Source organism: Mesorhizobium sp. WSM4306 (assembly GCF_007003975.1).
In the GTDB taxonomy this organism is placed as follows: Bacteria; Pseudomonadota; Alphaproteobacteria; order Rhizobiales; family Rhizobiaceae; genus Mesorhizobium.
Genome location: NZ_VFTC01000034.1, coordinates 43,785 through 62,651 on the forward strand (window position 1 = coordinate 43,785; position 18,867 = coordinate 62,651).

An 18,867-nucleotide genomic window follows, 5' to 3' on the forward strand; every position below is an offset into this window, starting at 1 on the left:
TTAAAAAGGGGCGCATCGACGCAGGCCACGGGCCCGTCGGCAGCGCCACAAGCCAGGAAGCACGACAATGAAGGCCGACATCCATCCCGACTACCACACCATCAAGGTCGTCATGACCGATGGCACCGAATATATGACCCGTTCGACCTGGGGCAAGGAAGGCGATACGATGAACCTCGATATCGACCCGACCACGCACCCGGCCTGGACCGGTGGCCAGCAAACCCTGCTCGACCGCGGCGGCCGCCTGTCGAAGTTCAAGAAGCGCTTCGAAGGTTTCGGCCTCTAAGTTTTATCTGCATCGCAGAATCAAGAACCCGCCCTCGTGGCGGGTTTTTTTGTTGCCGTGACAGCCACCTTCTCCCCGTCACTATACGGGGAGAAGGTGCCGGCAGGCGGATGAGGGGCAGCGCCAGCGTCGGTAAGTTTGGTCATCAGCAAAATAGCCAGCTTGGGGTATTCGGCGGCTTGCCCCGGCAAAGCGAAGTTAAATTTTCTAAGCTTGCTCTGCCCCTCACCTGCCTGCCGGCATCCTCTGCCCGTATAGAGACGGGGGGAGGAGCGCTGTCTCCTACCCTTCCAATAACTCCCGCAGCGCCATGCGCTTGTAGGCGGCCACCAGCCTGTCGCCCTCCTGCCGGTCGACCGAGATCGCCAGCCGCACCGCGGCCTCGCCCATCTGCCAGACCAGAAACGCCGTCGTCTCCAGCGCCACCGGATCGGCGCCGGGTTGCAGCCGCTTGAGGACCGCGGTCAGGAATTCGGCATTGGCGCGGCTGTCGGCGAGTTCGAGCTGTCGCAGCGCCTTGTCGGCCTGCGTGCCAGACCAGATGTCGCGCATCACCGGCTCGGCCAGGAACAGCCGGTAGTAGATATCGACCAGCTCCGAAAACGCCTGCCGCAGGCCTTCAGCGTCGCTGACATCCTTGAGCGCCGAGGAAATGCAGGCCTGGCTTTCGGCGGTGTAGCGCTCGGCCAGCGCCCAGACGATCGCCCGCTTGTCGGGAAAGAACTGGTAGAGCGAACCGATCGACACCCCGGCCCGTTCAGCCACCTCGCCCATTCGCATGGCGTCGCTGCCTTGTTGGGCAATCAACGCAGAGGCTGCGGCCAGCATCCGTTCGACCCGCTCGCGGCTGCGTTGCTGCGTCGGCGCCCGCCGCGGCGATGCGACCTGCTCCGGGGCAGATGCGGGCGCTGCTGTGTCTTCCATGACTGTCTCCGGTCTCGACAAAATTCCCAACAAACGGCTTGACTCATAAAATACGAGGGTTTATCACGTTTTGCAAATGTGAGGATTACTCATATTTTCAAACAGAGGAAACCACACAATGACTGACACCAAACCAATCCTGATCCTCGGCGGCACCGGCAAGACCGGCCGTCGCCTCGCAGAGCGCCTGACCGCAAAGGGCGTTCCCGTGCGCATCGGCTCGCGCTCCGGCAGCCCACGCTTCGACTGGGAGGTTCCGGCGACCTGGGGCCCGGCCCTGCAAGGCGTGCGTGCCGTCTACATCAGCTACTATCCCGACATCGCCGTGCCGGGCGCGGCCGAGACCGTCGAGGCCTTCGCCAGGCTTGCAGTGGCCAATGGCGTCACCCGGCTGGTGCTGCTCTCCGGGCGCGGCGAGACGGAGGCCCAGCGCGCCGAAGAGATGGTCAAATCCTCGGGCGCCGACTGGACGATCCTGCGCTGTGCCTGGTTTTCGCAGAACTTCAGCGAAGGCTTTCTCATCGAGTCCTTGCTCGAAGGCGAAGTTGCCTTGCCGGTCGGCACTGTCGGCGAGCCCTTTGTCGATGCCGACGACATTGCCGACGCGGCCTTCGTCGCGCTGACCGAGCCAGGCCATGTCGGCCAGCTCTATGAGCTGACCGGGCCGCGTCTGCTGAGCTTCGCCGACGCGGTCGCCGAGATCGCCAAGGCGGCCGGGCGCGACATCCGCTATATCAAGGTCTCCCATGACGAATTCACCGCCGCGACGGCAGCACATGAACTGCCGTCCGAGATCGCCTGGCTGCTCAACGAGCTGTTCACCGAAGTGCTCGACGGCCGCAACGAGACGCTGACCGATGGCGTCCAGCGTGTGCTCGGCCGCGCGCCGAAAGACTTTTCCGCCTACGCACATGAAACCGCCGCAACCGGCATCTGGAGCAACTGAGATGATCAAGCTTCTTCCCACCCTCACCATCATTGCCGCAATCGGTTCGGGCGTCGTCGGCGGCGTGTTCTTCGCCTTTTCCAACTTCGTCATGGCCGCGCTTGCCCGGCTGCCCGTCCCTCAAGGCATTGCGGCGATGAATTCGATCAACATCACGGTGATCACGCCGACCTTCATGACGGCGCTGTTCGGCACCGGCTTGCTCTGCCTGGTGCTTATCGCCGCCGCAATCATGGGCTGGAGCCAGTCCGGCTCGTACTGGTTGCTTGCCGGAGCGGTGATCTACCTGATCGGCAACCCGATCGTGACCATGGTCTTCAATGTGCCGCTCAACGATGCGCTCGCCGCCGTCGATCCGGCCAGCGTCAATGGCGCCGCCGTGTGGGCGAACCATCTGAACCAATGGGTGATGTGGAACCACGTCCGCACCATCACCGCCATCGTGTCGATGGCCTGCTTCATCTTCGCGTTGCTATGAAGATGGCACTTCGCAAATGCAAAAGACCTCGCTCAGGCGGGGCCTTTTTGCGTGTGACCCTTGCGGTCGGAGTGGCCGAGATCGCGATCCGGATCGATCACGTCGCGAACCAGTTGCTTGAGTTTTGCTGCTTCCGGGAAACCCCCGTCGCGCTTGCGATCCCAGACCAGCACGTCGTTGCAGGAAATGGTGAAGATGCCACCGGTGCCGGGCACCAGCGTCACTTCGCCGAGATCCGTGCCGAAGGTGGAGAGCAGCTCCTGCGCCATCCAGCCGGCGCGCAACAGCCACTGGCACTGCGTGCAATAGGTGATGCGGACGGCGGGCTTTTCGCTCATGCCGCGCTGAGCTTGGCCATGGTCTCGTCGTCGACTTCGAAATTGGCGTAGACGCTCTGGACGTCGTCGTCGTCCTCGAGCGTTGCCACCAGCTTCATCAGCGACTGTGCGCGCTCCTCGTCGACCGGGACATTGTTCTGCGGCTGCCAGATCGGCTTCACCGATTCGGCCTCCCCGAGCGAGGCTTCCAGCGCCTTCGACACTTCGCCCATACTCTCGAAGGCGCAATAGATGGTGTGGCCTTCCTCGTCGGACTCGACATCATCGGCGCCGGCCTCGATCGCCGCGTCCATGACCTTGTCGGCGCTGCCGGCGGAGGCCGGATAGTAGATCTCGCCGGCGCGATTCCACATGAACGACACCGAGCCGGTTTCGCCGAGCGCTCCGCCGGCCTTGGTGAAGGCGGCGCGTACGTTCGACGCCGAACGGTTGCGGTTGTCGGTCAGCGCCTCGACGATCAGCGCCACGCCGCCCGGGCCGTAGCCCTCATAGCGCACCGCTTCGTAATTCTCGGCATCGCCCATCGACGCCTTGTTGATGGCGCGCTGGATATTGTCCTTCGGCATGGACACCGCCTTGGCGTTTTGGATGGCCAGGCGCAGGCGCGGGTTCATCGACGGATCCGGCGTCCCGCTCTTGGCGGCGACGGTGATTTCGCGCGCCAGCTTGGAAAACATTTTCGACCGCACCGCGTCCTGGCGGCCCTTGCGGTGCATGATGTTCTTGAACTGTGAATGGCCAGCCATGGCACCCCTGTCGTCTTCGGCTAGAGCATCACGAAGCGAGGCGACGATACCCGGCCTTCCCGCAAATGCTCGAATTTAAATTTCAGAACGTCTCTCGCATGCCTGCGAAGGCATATGGCGTTCTCTGTCGGAATGGCCGGCTTATAGATAAATCGGCTCAATTCGTCCAGACACGGCGTTCACAGCGCCCCGGCGAGCAGCTTCAATGCCCGCCGCCGGATTTCCTGCGCCGCCGCGCCAGCATGTTGAGGCCTTCGACCAGTGCCGAGAAACCCATGGCGGCGTAGATGTAGCCCTTGGGCACATGATAGCCCATGCCGTCGGCGATCAGCGTCATGCCGATCATCAGCAGGAAGCCCAAAGCCAGCATGACGATGCTCGGGTTCTTGGCGATGAAGTTGGCGAGCGGCCCGGCCGCCAGCATCATCACGCTCACCGCCACGATCACGGCGATATACATGATGGCGATCTCGTCGGTCATGCCGACGGCGGTGATGATGGAATCGATGGAAAAGACGAGGTCGAGCAACAGGATCTGGAAGATGGCGCCGGCAAGCGATATCTGCAGCGTCTCGCCCAGCATCGTATCCTTGTGGTCTTCCGGGTCGACCGTGTGATGGATTTCCTTGGTCGCCTTCCAGACCAGGAACAGGCCGCCAGCGATCAGGATCAGGTCGCGCCAGGAAAAGCCGTGACCGAAGGCGGTGAACACCGGCGTCGTCAGCTGAACGATGATCGAGATGGTGGCGAGCAGCACCAGCCGCATGACCAGCGCCGCCGAGATGCCGAGACGGCGGGCGCGTGCGCGCTGCGCTTCCGGCAATTTGTTGGTCAGGATCGAGATGAAGATCAGATTGTCGATGCCGAGCACGACCTCGAGCACAATCAGCGTCAGCAACGCGACCCAGGCGGTGGGGTCAGAGACAAATTGAAAATGCGGCGCCAGGAATTCGATGAGCTGCATGGAGGTCGTCCCCTCTACGATCTGAAGCAGGTGTCGCCGCCAGTTAGGTACTGGGTGCGTCTATATCAATGTCACGACCAGAAGGACGGCGCTGTTTCCTCCAGCCGAGGCCCGCGACGAAACGGCGCGATCTTCTCGGCCAGCCCGGTGCGGTCAGAGATCTCGACGCCGACGCCGCACAATGTCGCCGGTCCGGTCGCCGCCTCGAACCGGCCTTTCGGCACTTTCGACAGGAACCGGTTAAGCGGCTCTTCCTTGTCCATGCCGAGCGAGGAATCATAGTCGCCGCACATGCCGGCGTCGGACATGTAGCCGGTGCCGCCATTGAGGATCTGGTGGTCGGCCGTCGGCTGGTGCGTGTGGGTGCCGATGACGAGGCTGGCGCGGCCGTCGACGAAATGCGCGAAGCACATTTTCTCCGAGGTCGCCTCGGCGTGGAAGTCGATAACCACGGCATCGGCCTGCTCGCCCAGCGGACAGGCGGCGAGTTCGCGCTCGCCGGCCTGGAACGGATCGTCGAGCTCGGGATGCATGAACACCCGGCCCATAATGTTGGCGACCAGCACGCGCGCGCCGTTCCTGGCGATGTAGACGCCGGAGCCGCGCCCCGGCGTGCCCTTGGGGAAATTCGACGGGCGCAGGAAGCGTTCTTCGCGCGGCGCGAAGATCAGCGCGTCGCGCTGGTCCCAGACATGGTTGCCGGTGGTGACGACATCGGCGCCGGCGGCGATCGTGTCGCGAAATATCTCTTCGGTGATGCCGAAACCGCCGGCGGCGTTCTCACCATTGACGATGACGAAATCGAGTTTGAAATCGGAGATCAGGCTGGGAAGCTGTTCCCACACCGCCGTACGTCCCGATTTGCCCACCATGTCGCCGAGGAAGAGAAGTCTCATGTCCACTTCTATCCAGAGGCGAGGACGCTAGGCAAGCGCTACCCCGGCGATTGGCGCTAACGCCGGCCGAAAGTATCACCCTGCTGGTGGAGCGGCTTTGCATTCGCGCCCGCAACGCGAACAGGCGACGCTATCGGCGACGTCGGCGGCGCGTTGCGTCCGCGCAGCCAGAAGAACCAGACGTAGAACACGGTGAAGCCGCCCGTAACGGCAAAGAGCAGCAACCCGCCGCGCCAGCCTTTCATTGCAGCGGTATCGAGGGACGATGGATCGGCGGGGTCGTAGTACAATCCCACCTGGTCGCCTTTGGACGCGGTGTAGAGACCGATATCCTTCCCCTTGCCGGACCAGCTCATCGGTGCATCGTTGGCGACATAGGCGATGGCGACATTGATGCCTTTCGTGATCAGCCCGTTTTTCTGCGTTTCGGTATAGGGACTGACATCCGTTACGGTGGCAACCGCCTGATGCCAGGCGAACTGGTGATGCAGGGCGGTTCCGACAATGTGCAAGCCCATCGCGAACAGCGTCGCCGCGATGAGGACGAACGGCATCAGCAGGTAGCGTGCTAAGACAAACATCATGGCCGCCATCGGCTCGGATTGTATTGCGGAAATAGTATCCGGCATGTCTTGGAAACGCGTTAAGCGGATCGCGAACTTTTAAGCGAAGCGGCGCAACCCGCTCTCCGTGAGTATTTCCGGGATGATCACGTCATGGTTCTCGTCCGGCACCAGCGCCACCTCCTGGCAATCGAAGGCGATGCCGATCAGCCGGGGCGGCTGGCCCTTGTCGATCAGCCTAGCGATGGCGCGGTCGTAATGGCCGGCGCCGTAGCCGATGCGGTGGCCGCGCGCATCGAAAGCGGCGAGCGGCACCAGCATCACCGCGGGGTCGAGCACCTCGGCTTCCTCATGCGGACCGACCGTGCCAAACCCCATCTCGACCATCGGCGCGCCGCGCACCAGTTCGCGAAAGACAATTGTGGTCTTGTCGAGAATGGCCGGCAGGCAAAGCCTGGCTCCCTTCTCGCGCAAGGCAAACATCAGCGGCCTGACGTCGACTTCCGACCGCATCGGCCAGAAGGCTGAAACGATCTGGCCAGGCTCGATAGCGAGGTGATCGCGCGCCGTCTCGGCCATCTCAAGCTCGATCTCCACCCGCCACATCGGATCGAGCGCATCGCGGCGGCCGAGAGCTTCCTTGCGGAGATGTTTTTTGAGTTCTTTCGGAGAGGTCATGGAGCCAAGGTAGAAAAGGTCGGATTTGAGCGGAGTGTCAGGAGCGACGTTTTCTACCACACGGTCCACCGAAATGTCAGTGGATGCTTGGCCTTGAGTGACGATCCACACAACCGGTGGAGAGAGCGATCCCGGGAACCTACAAAGTAGGTGGGCGCCGTATGAGAAAACCCACGGGTCTTCCCAGGGACAGCTCCCTAAGGATCGTTAAGGCCCCGGGGAAAATGTTCTCCTGCCGGGAAGCGCAGACCGTCGTCCCCAATATAGGCCGCTGGTCGGTCAAGCGCCAGTGACATGAGCCGATGTTCCCATTTCGTATGAACGCCCTTCTCGTCACAACCGGCTCGCTCTTGCACAGACCGGGCGGCGTCCTTACGGTCGCGATGACAAACCGAGGAGCAAGCATGCGTTTTGAAGGCACGGCGGCCTATGTCGCCGACAAAGACCTGATGGTGGCCGTCAATGCGGCGATCGCGCTGGAGCGACCCTTGCTGGTCAAGGGCGAGCCCGGCACCGGCAAGACCGAGCTCGCACGCCAGGTGGCATCGGCGCTTGGCCTCGACCTGATCGAATGGCACGTCAAGTCGACGACGCGGGCGCAGCAGGGGCTCTATGAGTATGACGCGGTCTCGCGGCTGCGCGACAGCCAGCTTGGCGACGGGCGCTTCAACGACATCCGGAACTACATCAAGCGCGGCAAGCTCTGGGAGGCGTTCGCCGCCGACAAGAAGGTCGTGCTGTTGATCGATGAGATCGACAAGGCCGACATCGAGTTTCCCAACGATCTGCTGCAGGAACTCGATCGGATGGAGTTCTTCGTCTATGAGACCGGCGAGACGATCCGCGCCGCTGTGCGTCCCATTGTCATCATAACCTCCAACAATGAGAAGGAACTGCCCGACGCCTTCCTGCGCCGCTGCTTCTTCCACTACATCCGCTTCCCCGATGTCGACACGCTGCACAAGATCGTCGACGTCCACTATCCCGGCATCAAGCAGAATCTGGTGCGCGCGGCACTGACCCAGTTCTACGAAATCCGCGACGTCCCCGGCCTTAAAAAGAAGCCGTCGACCTCCGAGGCCCTCGACTGGATCCGCCTGCTGGTCGCTGACGATATCGCACCCGAGGATCTGCGCGCCGATCCCAAGAACGCGCTGCCCAAACTGCATGGCGCATTGCTGAAGAACGAGCAGGACGTGCACCTGTTCGAGCGCCTGGCCTTCATGGCCAGACGGCAGGGGTAAGGGCGCCGGGCTGGCTGACAACCATGAGCTGGCTTCGGCCGCTCACTCGGCGGGAGCAAACTCTGTCTCCTGCGGCGTGACGCGCTTCCGTCCGAAGATGACGAAGCCGATGACCGACAGGGCTAGAACGCCGATCCCGCAATAGAGCATGACCCAGCTGAAACCGTTGACCAATGCGGCGTGCACAATGGCGCCGGACGGATCGAGCGTTGCGAGATCGGGCGAGACTTGCGTCAAGTCATTGAGATTTCCGGTGGCGATCCTTTCCGCCAGCGCTCGCACCTCGTTCGGCTCCAAAGCCGCGCCGAGTGTGGTGCGCAGGTGGGAAACGATACCCAGCGTCAGCAGCAGGCCGAGCACCGCGATGTTGATGGCGAGTGTGATCAGGCGGGCGCTGATATCGATGCCGGAGGCCATGCCGGCGCGATCCGGCGACACCGCGCCGGTCGTGGTGTTGGTGGTCGGCGAATTGGTGAGGCCGATGCCGATGCCGGCGATCAGCGTGCCGGGCAGCATGGTCAGCCAGGAGGCCCCCTCAAGCCCGGAGCCGATCCACATGGCGATGAACCCGATCCCCAATGTCAAAAGACCAAGCGGGATGGCAATCCGCGCTTGGTGGCGCGCGCGAATGCGTTCGGCGATTGGCGGCATCACCATAAAGGGCAGCGTGTAGACAAGCAGCAGCAAGCCGGTCGTCGTGCTGTCATAGCCGAGCACGCCCGAATAATAGATCGGCAGATAGATGATGAACGGCCAGTAGCTGAAATTCATGCCGATCGCGCCCATGATCGCGCCGGAAAACTGGCGGATGCGGAACACGGAAAAATCAAACATCGGATATGCATTGACCCTCTCGGCGACCAGGAAAGCGATGAAGGCCGCCACCGAGGCTGATATCACGCCGATGCGGGCGCTGGCTCCGAGGTCCGCACCTTGCGTGATCAGATAGGAGAAGCCGAACACGGCCGCCGAAAGCGTCAGCATGCCGGCCCAGTCGAGCTTCTGTGCGTTGTGATCGCGCGATTGCGTGACACCGGCGCCGATGAAGGCGAGCGCCAGGATCGCCAGCGGCACGTGAATGAGGAACACCCACTGCCAGTTCGACAGCGCCACGATCAGACCGCCAATGGCAGGCCCGAAACCGAGCCCGATGCCCGCGACGACGCTCCAGGCGACAAAAGCCTTGCCGCGCGCTTTTCCATCCTGAAACTGATGCGACAGCACCGCGACGCTGCAGGTCAGCATCGCGCCGCCGGCAAGGCCTTGCAGGAAGCGGGCGGCGATCAGCAAAGGCGCGCTCGTTGCCAGGCCGCACAGCAGCGAGGCGAGGCCGAAGGCGGCGGTGGTGATCACCATCACGCTCTTTCGGCCGAAACGGTCGGCCAATGTCCCCGTTGCCATCAGCACCGTCGTGCAGGCAATGGTGTAGGCATTCATGATCCATTGCAGGTCTTTGAAATCGGCGGCGAGCACGCTTTCCAGTTTTGGCAGGATCACCGGCACGCTGGAGATTTCGAGCCCGAACAGCAGCGACGCCAAGCACACGCCGGTCAGCGCAATGGTGTTTCGTTGAATTGGCATATCGATCTCTCTCCATCGGAACATGGGGCGGCGATGCTCTTCAAACCGCGATCGGCCTGAAATAGAGGAGACTTGACCATGAAAAAAGGCTATGGTTGGCTATATCAGAAATGACAATTTGGCATGCTGACCAGCGGAGTCTGTAAATGACCAGCCTTGATGTCGATGCCGTCCGCACCTTCGTTATGGTGGCCGACCTGCAGAGCTTCACTCGCGCCGCCGCAGCGCTCGGCAGCACCCAGGCCACGATCAGCGTCAAGCTGCGCCGTCTCGAGGAAAAGCTCGGGGCGCGGCTGATCGAACGCACGCCGCGCCGCGTCAGCCTGTCGGCGAAGGGGGCTGTTTTCCTGCCCTCCGCGCGCGACTTCCTGGCCGCCCATGAGCGGGCCATGGCTGAGTTTGCCGAAGCACCTTGCCGGCTCGCGCTCGGCTTTGTCGATCATGTCGCCGGCCCCGAGCTTTCCGTCCTGATTGCCCAGCTCCATGCGCACGATCCCTCGCTCACGCTCAGTTTGAGGATCGACACCAGCACCATTCTGAAGGAAGCGTTCGATCGCGGCGAACTCGATGCGATCATCGTGCACCGCGAAGGCGACAGCCGTCCGGGCCGGACCTTGTCGCGCAACCACTATGGCTGGTTCGCGACCCCTTCCTTCGAATGGCAACGCGGAACGCCGCTGCGCCTGGCGCTTCTGAGCACGATATGCAGCTGCCCGGACCGTGTGCGGGCGGTCGAGACGCTGGACAAGGCAGGCATCGCCTGGGAGGAGGCCTTCGTCGGCGGTGGCGGCGCGGCTGTCAACATTGCGGTATCGGCGGGCTTTGCTATTTCGGCGCTGGCCCACCGGGTCGTTCCTCCCGGCCTGGTCGAGGTTGGCCGCAAGCTTGGCCTGCCGCCGCTTGACCCATCCGAAGTGGTCCTGCATTCACACACGCTGGCGCCGCGGGCGCGCGAGGCGCTGCATGTGCTGGCGACAGCATTTCGCGAGTACAATTCTGCGGCTGCCTAGGCCAAGCTGTGCGATCTGATTCCATCGCAAGGGATCGGGCTTTGGAGGAACCGAAATGACCGAGATCACCGTCCGTCCCCTGGCGCAGGCCGACCACGCCGACTGGCGGCGGCTGTGGACCGCCTACCTCACCTTCTACGAAACCAAGCTGCCGGACGAGGTCTACGACATCACCTGGAAGCGGCTGTTCACGGAAAGTGAATTCGAGCCGAAGGGTTTTATCGCCACGCTCGACGGCAAGGCGGTCGGCCTGACCCATTATCTCTATCACCGCTCCGGCTGGTCCGAAAAAAACAACTGCTATCTGCAGGACCTTTTCGCCGACCCCGAGGTGCGCGGCAAAGGCATCGGTGCGGCGCTGATCGAAGCGGTGAAGCAGGAAGCCGGCAAGATCGGCGTCAAGAACGTCTACTGGATGACCCGCGAAACCAACACCACCGCGCGCAAACTTTACGACCGCGTTGCCCGGCGGACTGGCTTCATCGAATACGATCTGCTGTAGATAGCCCATGTTCCTTCCTTTCTTTCTCGAACTGAAGGCTGCGCGGGTTCCCGTTTCGCTCAGGGAGTATCTGTCGCTGCTGGAGGGGCTGGAGGCCGGGCTGGTCGACTATGATGTCGAGGGTTTTTACTATCTCGCCCGCGCCGCTTTGGTGAAGGACGAACGCTATATCGACCGCTTCGATCAGGTGTTTGCGCATGTCTTCAAGGGCATTGAAGCGCTCACCGGCCCCGATGCCGTCGATGTCGCCAACATCCCTGAGGAATGGCTGCGCCGTCTCGCCGAAAAGCATCTGACCGAGGAAGAGAAAAAACTGGTCGAGGCGCTCGGCGGTTTCGACAAGCTGATGGAGACTTTGAAGCAACGGCTTGAGGAGCAGAAAGGCCGCCACCAGGGCGGCTCGAAATGGATCGGCACCGGCGGCACCTCGCCTTTCGGCGCCTATGGCTACAATCCCGAAGGCGTGCGCATCGGCCAGCATGAAAGCCGCAACCGCCGCGCCGTAAAAGTCTGGGACAAGCGCGAGTTCAGGAATTTCGACGATGCGGTCGAGCTCGGCACCCGCAACATCAAGGTGGCGCTAAAGCGCCTGCGCCGCTGGGTACGCGAGGGCGCGGAGGAAGAGTTCGACCTGCCCGGCACTATCCATGCCACCGCCGAACACGGCTATCTCGATGTTCAGACGCGCCCCGAACGGCGCAACGCCGTGAAGCTGTTGATGTTCTTCGATGTCGGCGGCTCGATGGACGACCACATCAAGAGCGTCGAGGAGCTGTTTTCGGCTGCCCGCGCCGAGTTCCGCCAGCTCGAATATTTCTACTTTCACAACTGCCTCTATGAAGGCGTATGGAAGGACAATCGCCGCAGGCATGCCGAGGTGATTCCGACCTTCGACCTGCTTCACAAATACGGCCCGGACTACAAGGTGATTGTCGTCGGCGACGCCTCGATGAGCCCCTACGAGATCGCCCATCCTGGCGGCTCGGTCGAACACTGGAACCCGGAGGCCGGCGCCGTGTGGCTTGGCCGCCTCATCCAGCAATGGCCGAATGCGGTGTGGCTGAACCCGGAAAACCAGAAGAACTGGGGCTTTACGCATTCGATCGCGATGATCCGCGACATCTTCGGCGGCCGCATGTTCCCGCTGACGCTGGCCGGGCTCGAAGCCGCGACCAAGCAGCTCTCCCGCAAGCATTGAGCCCCAAACACGCCTCTGCGCTGGGCAGGCGTGTAACAAATGCTTATGTTGGTGCGAATACTGGCTGCAACCAACAACAAGCCGCCAAGGCTGAGGAGATTAGATGGATACCCACACCTACCCCGTTACCCGCACCGACGCCGAATGGCGTGCCCGGCTGACGCCGGAGCAATATGCGGTCATGCGCGGTCACGGCACCGAACGGCCCGGAAGCTGCGCTTTGCTTTATGAAAAGCGCGCCGGCACCTTTTCCTGCGTCGGCTGCGACCAGCCGCTGTTCGAATCCAAGCTGAAGTTCGAGAGCGGCACCGGCTGGCCGAGCTTCAACGACCCGGTGCCGGGTTCGGTCGAAAACACCGTCGACCGCAGCTACGGCATGGTCCGCACCGAATGCCACTGCTCGCGCTGCGGCAGCCATCTCGGCCATGTCTTCGACGACGGTCCGCCGCCGACCGGCCTGCGCTATTGCATCAATGGCGTGGCGCTGAAATTCGAGCCGGCGGCTTAAACCCGGTCATCATCTCTTGCACAGGGCGGCTCCGGCCGCCCTTTTTCGTGCTCCGTCGGCGTCTCAGACAACAACCACCAGGATCAACCATAGCGCCGAGCCCAGCATCATCAGCGAGGCCTTGGCGCCGCCGGCCTTTTCGGCGACTCGCCAGACGGCCAAGGTCAGGAATATGTTGTAGGGCACCGGCGCGAAATGCACGGCCAGCACCACGGCCAGCGGCAGCTTCAGCCCGAGCAGGGCGAGCGCGATCACCGACGACGCGACGTTGATCGCGGTGCCGACAACGACCATGTCGCGCCAGAACAGGCGATCGAGCGACACGGCACCGTGCCAGCGCGAGCGGAAGAAGCCGGCCGTTCCGCCCATCTTGCCGTCCTCGCTCCCCGCAGGTCCTGGCATCAGCTCAACTCTTTCATTCGCAACGATCCCGAGCGCGGCAGGCGCGCTCGTAGAAGCATATGGCTTGGCGATCGCCGCCAAACAATCGCGAAATCTTTCCGGATGGCCCCTTGTCGGCATCCGCCGCGAAGCTAATTTGCTGACCGTGCCGTTCCTTCGTCCCGAGGTCGCCTGCCAGGGAGGTGTTTGATGAGCGACAAAAGCTACAATGTCCTGTTCCTGTGCAACGCCAATGCGGCGCGCTCGATCATGGGCGAAGCCATCCTAAACCGCATTGGCGCCGAGAAATTCAAGGCCTTCTCCGCCGGGTCGCAGCCGAAGGGCACCGTCAATCCCTACGCGCTGCAGCTGCTCGAGAGCCTCGACTACGACACCGGCTTCGCCCGCTCGAAAGGCTGGGACGAGTTTGCAAAGCCCGACGCGCCGGAGATGGATTTCGTCTTCACCGTATGCGACAGCACCGCCAATGAATCCTGCCCGGTCTGGCCCGGACACCCGATGACGGCGCTGTGGGCGATACCGGATCCGGCCAAGGCACAAGGCACCGACGCCGAAATGCATCTGGCCTTCGCCGACGCCTATCGCATGCTCAACAACCGCATCTCGCTGTTCACCAACCTGCCGATGGACGCGCTGGACCACATGGCGTTGCAGCAGCATCTGGACGAGATCGGCCGCGACGCGCCGAAACCGAATTAGGCGGCCCAGTTCACGAGCCGATTTCAGCTTGCCCCAGCACCTCGGTGACGGCGCGCTCGAAGCGCGAGCATTCCGTCACCAGCCAGTCGGCCATGGCCGGCCAGTTGTCCTCGGCAAAGCAGTTCACCCGCCACATCGAATTGATGCCGAGCCCCTCGCAGCTCTGCTCCGGCCTGAGCTTCAGCCTGCCTTCGATCGCGGGCTGGAAAGGCTTCAACCGCGACCAGGCTTCAGTGGCGCCGAACTTCTCGTTGCGGCCGAAGAAGACGCCGACATGGTTCTGCGCCGGCGCGACATACATGGACAGGACCAGGGCGAAGTCCGGCAGCCCGCGCTGCCAGAACCAAGGTCCGCGCCGCGCCATAGAAGCGCGTTCCTCCGGGTGCCGTTCGGCGAACAGCGTCCAGAAGCTGCGTTGGCGGAATTCAGAGGCGCGGCGGGCGCCAAAGTCGAATTCGCTCATGGTTCGATGCCCGCTTTAGCATCATGCTCGGCCCGAGACTGTTTCGAAATTCGCTCCGGCGAGTCATATGGTGGTGGTTTCGAGAACCGGAGCGCAGCGGACTTTTGGGTCCGTGAGCACCGGAAGCGCAGAAAGCGCCATCAGATGGCCGCCGGAGTAGAATTTCCAGACAGTCTCTACACCATGCCGAGAGCGGCCTTGTAGAGATCGAGGATGGTTTCCTCTTCCTGCCGCTCGGCCTGGTCCTTCTTGCGCAGCCGGATGATCGAGCGCATCGCCTTGGTGTCGAAGCCGGTGCCCTTGGCTTCGGCGAACACTTCCTTGATGTCGTCGGCGATGGTCTTCTTTTCTTCCTCGAGCCGCTCGATGCGCTCGATGAAGGCGCGCAACTGGCCGGCGGCAACAGTCTGGCTGGTCTCGGTGATGTCGTCGGCCATGTTTTTCTCCGCTTCTTTTTAAGCGCCGCGATTCTGGCGCGGCAAAATTGGAGCGGGTTCGATGCCCGAGCGGGCGCGGCGGGTCAAGCCATTATCGATGCCTGGAGCAATTCCAGGAAAAGTGCGCAGCGGTTTTCCGTCCGGAATTGTGTAAAAACAAAGAGATAGAACGGCTGCTGCCAGCCGTCCCCAGTGTGATCGATCCGCACGTCAGTTGAACGCGATCAACAGATCCTTGGCGTCGATCTGATCGCCGGCCTTGACCAGCACTTCGGCCACCGTGCCGTCGCGCTCGGCATGCAGCGCGGTCTCCATCTTCATGGCTTCGATCGACAACAGCACATCGCCGGCCTTGACTGCCTGGCCGGCGGCAACCGCGAGCGCGGAGACCACGCCCGGCATCGGCGCGCCGACATGCGCCTCGTTGCCGGGCTCGGCCTTGCGCCGTGCCTTGGCTGCCGAGGCGCCATGCGCCCTGTCCGGCACCCGGACGCGGCGTGGCTGGCCGTTGAGCTCGAAAAACACGGTAACCATGCCCTTCTCATCGACATCGCCGATGGCGAGGCAGCGCACCACGAGCGTCTTGCCTTTTTCGATGTCGAGGAAGATCTCGTCCTCGGACTTCATGCCGTAGAAATAGGTCGGCGTCGGCAACACGCTGACCGGCCCGTAGGTCTCTTGCGCGGCGGCGAAGTCGGTGAACACCTTCGGATACATCAGCCAGGATGCGAATTCGTACTCCGAGAGCTTGCGCTCCAGCTTCTCCTCGATCTCCTTGCGGCTGGCCTTGAGGTCGGCCGGCTTGAGCAGCGAGCCCGGCCGCACGGTGATCGGTTTGCTTTCCTTCAGCGCCTTCTTCTGCAGCTTCGCAGGCCAGCCGCCGGGCGACTGGCCGAGATCGCCGCGCAGCATCGAGACGACCGAGTCGGGGAAGGCGATGTCCTTGGCCGGGTTTTCGACGTCGGCGACGGTGAGGTCCTGGCTCACCATCATCAGCGCCATGTCGCCGACCACCTTGGATGACGGCGTCACCTTGACGATGTCGCCGAACATCAGGTTGACGTCGTGATAGGCCTGCGCCACCTCGTGCCAGCGCGTTTCCAGCCCGAGCGAGCGCGCCTGTTCCTTGAGGTTGGTGAACTGGCCGCCCGGCATTTCGTGCAGGTAGACCTCCGAGGCAGGCCCCTTGAGGTCGCTTTCGAAGGCGGCATACTGGTTACGCACCGCTTCCCAATAGAAGGAGATGTTGCGAATCCATTGCGGATCGAGACCGGGATCGCGCTCGGTTCCCTTCAGCGCCTCGACGATCGAGCCGAGGCAAGGCTGCGAGGTGTTGCCGGAGAAGGAATCCATCGCCGCATCGATGGCGTCGACGCCGCTTTCCACGCCCGCCAGCACCGTCGCCGCCGACAGGCCTGACGTGTCGTGGGTGTGGAAATGGATCGGCAGATCGGTCGCCTCGCGCAGCGCCTTGAACAGCACGCGTGCGGCGGCCGGCTTGAGCAGCCCCGCCATGTCCTTGACGGCGATGATGTGGGCGCCCGCGGCCTGCAATTCCTTCGCCAGCCCGACATAGTATTTGAGATCGTATTTGGCGCGTGCCGGATCGAGGATGTCACCGGTGTAGCAAATCGCCGCTTCGACCAGCTTGCCCTCGGCGCCCACCGCGTCCATGGCGACGCGCATATTCTCGACCCAGTTCAGGCAGTCGAAGACGCGGAACAGGTCGACGCCGCCAGCCGCTGCCTGTTTGACGAAATGCTGCACGACATTGTCGGGATAGTTGGTGTAGCCGACGCCGTTGGCGCCGCGCAGAAGCATCTGCAGCAAAAGGTTGGGTGCGGCCTCGCGCACTTTGCTCAGCCGCTCCCACGGATCCTCGGTGAGGAAGCGCATGGCGACATCGAAGGTGGCGCCGCCCCAGCATTCCAGCGACAGCAGCCGCGGCAGTGCCCGCGCATAGGTGCCGGCAATGCCGGCAATGTCATGCGTGCGCATGCGGGTGGCGAGCAGCGACTGGTGGCCGTCGCGCATCGTCGTATCGGTGACCAGCACCTCCTTCTGCTCACGCATCCAGGCGGCGAATTTCTCCGGCCCCAGCGCGTCGAGTTTCTGCTTGCTGCCGCCCGGCACATTGCCGTTGAGATAGGGCACGACGGGCGCCGCCGCATCGGCCTTCGGCATCGGACGGCCGCGGGTTTCGGGATGGCCGTTGACACTGACGTCGGCCAGATAGTTGAGCAGCTTGGTGGCGCGGTCCTGCCGCTTCACCTGCGCGAACAGTTCTGGCGTGGTGTCGATGAACCGGGTCGTGTAGGAATTGTCGGCGAAGCGCGGGTGGTTGATGATCGCCTCGAGGAAGGTGAGGTTGGTCGCCACGCCGCGGATACGGAACTCGCGCAAGGCCCGGTTCATGCGGGCGATCGCCTCTGCCGGTGTCGGCGCCCAGGCCGTCACCTTCTCCAGCAGCGGATCGTAGAAGCGGGTGATGACCGCGCCGGAATAGGCGGTGCCGCCGTCGAGGCGGATGCCGAAACCGGCGGCTTCGCGATAAGCGGTGATCCGGCCGTAATCCGGAATGAAACTATGCTCCGGGTCCTCGGTGGTGATGCGGCACTGCAGCGCGTGGCCGTTCAGCCTGATGTCGGCCTGCGCCGGCACGCCCGACTCTTTGGTGCCGATGGCAAAGCCGTCCAGGATGTGGATCTGCGCCTTGACGATGTCGATGCCGGTGACCTGCTCGGTGACGGTATGCTCGACCTGGATGCGCGGATTGACCTCGATGAAGTAGAATTTTCCGGTGTCGGCGTCCTGCAGGAACTCCACCGTACCGGCGCCGATGTAGCTGGTCTCGCGCGCGATCTTGAGCGCAAACCCGCAAAGCTCATCGCGCTGCGACATTTCGAGGTAGGGCGCCGGCGCCCGCTCGACGACCTTCTGGTTGCGGCGCTGGATCGAACAGTCGCGCTCGAACAGATGCACGGCATTGCCATGCGTGTCTCCAAGCACCTGGACCTCGACATGGCGGGCGCGCTCGATCAGCTTTTCGAGATAGACCTCGTCCTTGCCGAAGGCCGCCTTGGCCTCGCGCTTGCCTTCGGTGACTTCGCGGACCAGATCGGCTTCGGCGCGGATGGCGCGCATGCCGCGCCCGCCACCGCCCCACGATGCCTTGAGCATCACCGGATAGCCGATTTCCTTGGCCAATTTCTTGACCGTGTCCATGTCGTCCGGCAGCGGGTCGGTTGCCGGGATCACCGGCACGCCGACCTCGATGGCGAGATTGCGCGCGGCGACCTTGTTGCCGAGCCGGCGCATCGTGTCTGGCTTCGGGCCGATAAAGGTGATGCCGGCCCCGGCGCAGGCATCTGCGAATTCAGGGCTTTCCGACAAAAGGCCATAGCCCGGGTGGATAGCGTCGGCGCCTGACAGCTTGGCGACGCGGATCACTTCCTCGATCGACAGATAGCTTTCGATCGGTCCCATGTCCTTGTTGAGATGCGGCCCGCGCCCGACCTGGTAGCTTTCATCGGCCTTGAACCGATGCAGCGAATATTTGTCCTCCTCAGCCCAGATCGCCACGGTTTTGAGGCCGAGTTCGTTGGCCGCGCGAAAGACGCGGATGGCAATTTCGGACCGGTTGGCGACGAGGATCTTCGTGATGGCCAAGGAAGAAGGCTCCGGACAGGGAGGGATGGGCTCAGCAAATGATTAACGCGAAAATGCTGCAGTGCAACCAAAATCGGGAGGCGATTAAACCGATTTAAATGGATTCTAGCACCGAAAAGCAAAAGACTGCGTGCGAATGGCGTCGCGAAGTGACGCTAATTGCTATCCCGCGCACAATCCGCTCCCGGCTAACGGTTGTTTTTTAGCCAACGCAATCGCGCCCTGCTCCGATCAAAAGAAAAATGCCCGGCGCAAGTGAACTGACCCCCGAAAGTTGGACACAACCTTCGGGGGTTTTGCATGTCCAGACACAGTACGAGTTTCAAGCGCTC

Annotated in this window: 21 protein-coding genes and 1 other RNA gene; 9 read left to right on the top strand and 13 right to left on the bottom strand. The window is 62.7% G+C overall.

The window, feature by feature from the left end; all coding sequences use genetic code 11:
• The first annotated feature begins 67 nt into the window (after positions 1–67).
• Positions 68–289, top strand: coding sequence for a 50S ribosomal protein L31 (gene rpmE / locus FJV77_RS28160; RefSeq protein ID WP_112559687.1), 222 nt, complete (start codon positions 68–70; stop codon positions 287–289).
• Between the two features lie 282 nt (positions 290–571).
• On the opposite strand, the gene FJV77_RS28165 is transcribed toward rpmE, so the two are convergent.
• A complete protein-coding gene (locus tag FJV77_RS28165) occupies positions 572–1,213 on the bottom strand; it encodes a TetR/AcrR family transcriptional regulator (protein ID WP_142869727.1) in 642 nt (213 codons plus the stop codon).
• A gap of 118 nt (positions 1,214–1,331) precedes the next feature.
• Between FJV77_RS28165 and FJV77_RS28170 the strand changes: the two genes are divergently transcribed.
• On the top strand, positions 1,332–2,159 hold the full coding sequence (locus FJV77_RS28170; protein ID WP_142869728.1) for an NAD(P)H-binding protein: 828 nt from the start codon (positions 1,332–1,334) through the stop codon (positions 2,157–2,159).
• Between the two features lies 1 nt (position 2,160).
• Complete coding sequence (locus tag FJV77_RS28175) at positions 2,161–2,637, top strand: DUF1772 domain-containing protein (RefSeq protein WP_142869729.1); 477 nt, start codon at positions 2,161–2,163, stop codon at positions 2,635–2,637.
• A gap of 32 nt (positions 2,638–2,669) precedes the next feature.
• Here FJV77_RS28175 and FJV77_RS28180 read toward each other — a convergent pair whose 3' ends face one another.
• The 7 genes from FJV77_RS28180 to ssrS form a co-directional block, all read right to left on the bottom strand.
• Entirely contained in the window at positions 2,670–2,975 is a 306-nt protein-coding gene (locus FJV77_RS28180; protein WP_142869730.1) for a SelT/SelW/SelH family protein, read from the bottom strand.
• Positions 2,972–3,721, bottom strand: a complete 750-nt coding sequence (locus FJV77_RS28185; RefSeq protein WP_023668740.1) for a YebC/PmpR family DNA-binding transcriptional regulator — start codon at positions 3,719–3,721, stop codon at positions 2,972–2,974. The genes FJV77_RS28180 and FJV77_RS28185 overlap by 4 nt, the downstream gene beginning before the upstream one ends.
• A gap of 202 nt (positions 3,722–3,923) precedes the next feature.
• Positions 3,924–4,685, bottom strand: a complete 762-nt coding sequence (locus FJV77_RS28190) for a TerC family protein (protein ID WP_142869731.1) — start codon at positions 4,683–4,685, stop codon at positions 3,924–3,926.
• Between the two features lie 71 nt (positions 4,686–4,756).
• Entirely contained in the window at positions 4,757–5,581 is an 825-nt protein-coding gene (locus FJV77_RS28195; protein WP_142869732.1) for a YmdB family metallophosphoesterase, read from the bottom strand.
• A 56-nt stretch (positions 5,582–5,637) separates the two neighbouring features.
• Positions 5,638–6,174 (bottom strand): DUF3592 domain-containing protein, encoded by a 537-nt coding sequence (locus FJV77_RS28200; RefSeq protein WP_185970450.1) that lies wholly within the window; start codon positions 6,172–6,174, stop codon positions 5,638–5,640.
• Between the two features lie 69 nt (positions 6,175–6,243).
• Positions 6,244–6,822 carry a 5-formyltetrahydrofolate cyclo-ligase gene (locus FJV77_RS28205; RefSeq protein ID WP_142869734.1) on the bottom strand — a complete coding sequence of 193 codons (579 nt, stop codon included), beginning with the start codon at positions 6,820–6,822 and terminating at the stop codon, positions 6,244–6,246.
• Positions 6,823–6,920: 98 nt separating this feature from the next.
• Positions 6,921–7,076, bottom strand: a non-coding RNA gene (gene ssrS / locus FJV77_RS28210) — 6S RNA.
• Positions 7,077–7,226: 150 nt separating this feature from the next.
• Between ssrS and FJV77_RS28215 the strand changes: the two genes are divergently transcribed.
• Entirely contained in the window at positions 7,227–8,066 is an 840-nt protein-coding gene (locus FJV77_RS28215; protein ID WP_142869735.1) for a MoxR family ATPase, read from the top strand.
• Between the two features lie 42 nt (positions 8,067–8,108).
• Here FJV77_RS28215 and FJV77_RS28220 read toward each other — a convergent pair whose 3' ends face one another.
• On the bottom strand, positions 8,109–9,647 hold the full coding sequence (locus tag FJV77_RS28220) for an MFS transporter (RefSeq protein ID WP_185970451.1): 1,539 nt from the start codon (positions 9,645–9,647) through the stop codon (positions 8,109–8,111).
• A gap of 146 nt (positions 9,648–9,793) precedes the next feature.
• On the opposite strand from FJV77_RS28220, the gene FJV77_RS28225 reads away from it, so the two are divergent.
• From FJV77_RS28225 to msrB, 4 genes are all read left to right on the top strand, one after another.
• Positions 9,794–10,657, top strand: coding sequence for a LysR family transcriptional regulator (locus FJV77_RS28225; protein ID WP_142869736.1), 864 nt, complete (start codon positions 9,794–9,796; stop codon positions 10,655–10,657).
• A gap of 55 nt (positions 10,658–10,712) precedes the next feature.
• Complete coding sequence (locus tag FJV77_RS28230) at positions 10,713–11,159, top strand: GNAT family N-acetyltransferase (RefSeq protein ID WP_142869737.1); 447 nt, start codon at positions 10,713–10,715, stop codon at positions 11,157–11,159.
• 7 nt (positions 11,160–11,166) lie between these two features.
• Complete coding sequence (locus FJV77_RS28235) at positions 11,167–12,357, top strand: VWA domain-containing protein (protein ID WP_142869738.1); 1,191 nt, start codon at positions 11,167–11,169, stop codon at positions 12,355–12,357.
• Between the two features lie 103 nt (positions 12,358–12,460).
• A complete protein-coding gene (gene msrB, locus FJV77_RS28240; RefSeq protein WP_142869739.1) occupies positions 12,461–12,865 on the top strand; it encodes a peptide-methionine (R)-S-oxide reductase MsrB in 405 nt (134 codons plus the stop codon).
• Positions 12,866–12,928: 63 nt separating this feature from the next.
• On the opposite strand, the gene FJV77_RS28245 is transcribed toward msrB, so the two are convergent.
• Positions 12,929–13,267 (bottom strand): hypothetical protein, encoded by a 339-nt coding sequence (locus FJV77_RS28245; protein WP_246691406.1) that lies wholly within the window; start codon positions 13,265–13,267, stop codon positions 12,929–12,931.
• Positions 13,268–13,456: 189 nt separating this feature from the next.
• On the opposite strand from FJV77_RS28245, the gene FJV77_RS28250 reads away from it, so the two are divergent.
• Entirely contained in the window at positions 13,457–13,966 is a 510-nt protein-coding gene (locus tag FJV77_RS28250; RefSeq protein ID WP_142869740.1) for an arsenate reductase ArsC, read from the top strand.
• 10 nt (positions 13,967–13,976) lie between these two features.
• Here the strand turns inward: FJV77_RS28250 and FJV77_RS28255 are convergent, their stop codons facing one another.
• From FJV77_RS28255 to pyc, 3 genes are all read right to left on the bottom strand, one after another.
• Positions 13,977–14,429, bottom strand: coding sequence for a hypothetical protein (locus FJV77_RS28255; RefSeq protein ID WP_142869741.1), 453 nt, complete (start codon positions 14,427–14,429; stop codon positions 13,977–13,979).
• Between the two features lie 176 nt (positions 14,430–14,605).
• Positions 14,606–14,866: a DUF2312 domain-containing protein gene (locus FJV77_RS28260; RefSeq protein ID WP_023800031.1), complete on the bottom strand. Its 261-nt coding sequence runs from the start codon at positions 14,864–14,866 to the stop codon at positions 14,606–14,608.
• A 210-nt stretch (positions 14,867–15,076) separates the two neighbouring features.
• Positions 15,077–18,535, bottom strand: a complete 3,459-nt coding sequence (gene pyc, locus FJV77_RS28265; RefSeq protein WP_142869742.1) for a pyruvate carboxylase — start codon at positions 18,533–18,535, stop codon at positions 15,077–15,079.
• Between the last annotated feature and the right edge of the window lie 332 nt (positions 18,536–18,867).

Bases quoted from the DNA above. Each gene is read 5' to 3' on its own strand.
- msrB (WP_142869739.1), top strand. From the start codon at position 12,461: ATGGATACCCACACCTACCCCGTTACCCGCACCGACGCCGAATGGCGT.
- FJV77_RS28165 (WP_142869727.1), bottom strand. From the start codon at position 1,213: ATGGAAGACACAGCAGCGCCCGCATCTGCCCCGGAGCAGGTCGCATCG.
- FJV77_RS28175 (WP_142869729.1), top strand. From the start codon at position 2,161: ATGATCAAGCTTCTTCCCACCCTCACCATCATTGCCGCAATCGGTTCG.
- rpmE (WP_112559687.1), top strand. From the start codon at position 68: ATGAAGGCCGACATCCATCCCGACTACCACACCATCAAGGTCGTCATG.
- FJV77_RS28230 (WP_142869737.1), top strand. From the start codon at position 10,713: ATGACCGAGATCACCGTCCGTCCCCTGGCGCAGGCCGACCACGCCGAC.
- FJV77_RS28185 (WP_023668740.1), bottom strand. From the start codon at position 3,721: ATGGCTGGCCATTCACAGTTCAAGAACATCATGCACCGCAAGGGCCGC.
- FJV77_RS28195 (WP_142869732.1), bottom strand. From the start codon at position 5,581: ATGAGACTTCTCTTCCTCGGCGACATGGTGGGCAAATCGGGACGTACG.
- FJV77_RS28235 (WP_142869738.1), top strand. From the start codon at position 11,167: ATGTTCCTTCCTTTCTTTCTCGAACTGAAGGCTGCGCGGGTTCCCGTT.
- FJV77_RS28255 (WP_142869741.1), bottom strand. From the start codon at position 14,429: ATGAGCGAATTCGACTTTGGCGCCCGCCGCGCCTCTGAATTCCGCCAA.
- FJV77_RS28225 (WP_142869736.1), top strand. From the start codon at position 9,794: ATGACCAGCCTTGATGTCGATGCCGTCCGCACCTTCGTTATGGTGGCC.
- FJV77_RS28260 (WP_023800031.1), bottom strand. From the start codon at position 14,866: ATGGCCGACGACATCACCGAGACCAGCCAGACTGTTGCCGCCGGCCAG.
- FJV77_RS28170 (WP_142869728.1), top strand. From the start codon at position 1,332: ATGACTGACACCAAACCAATCCTGATCCTCGGCGGCACCGGCAAGACC.
- FJV77_RS28220 (WP_185970451.1), bottom strand. From the start codon at position 9,647: ATGCCAATTCAACGAAACACCATTGCGCTGACCGGCGTGTGCTTGGCG.
- FJV77_RS28200 (WP_185970450.1), bottom strand. From the start codon at position 6,174: ATGGCGGCCATGATGTTTGTCTTAGCACGCTACCTGCTGATGCCGTTC.
- FJV77_RS28180 (WP_142869730.1), bottom strand. From the start codon at position 2,975: ATGAGCGAAAAGCCCGCCGTCCGCATCACCTATTGCACGCAGTGCCAG.
- FJV77_RS28190 (WP_142869731.1), bottom strand. From the start codon at position 4,685: ATGCAGCTCATCGAATTCCTGGCGCCGCATTTTCAATTTGTCTCTGAC.
- FJV77_RS28250 (WP_142869740.1), top strand. From the start codon at position 13,457: ATGAGCGACAAAAGCTACAATGTCCTGTTCCTGTGCAACGCCAATGCG.
- FJV77_RS28245 (WP_246691406.1), bottom strand. From the start codon at position 13,267: ATGCCAGGACCTGCGGGGAGCGAGGACGGCAAGATGGGCGGAACGGCC.
- FJV77_RS28215 (WP_142869735.1), top strand. From the start codon at position 7,227: ATGCGTTTTGAAGGCACGGCGGCCTATGTCGCCGACAAAGACCTGATG.
- FJV77_RS28205 (WP_142869734.1), bottom strand. From the start codon at position 6,822: ATGACCTCTCCGAAAGAACTCAAAAAACATCTCCGCAAGGAAGCTCTC.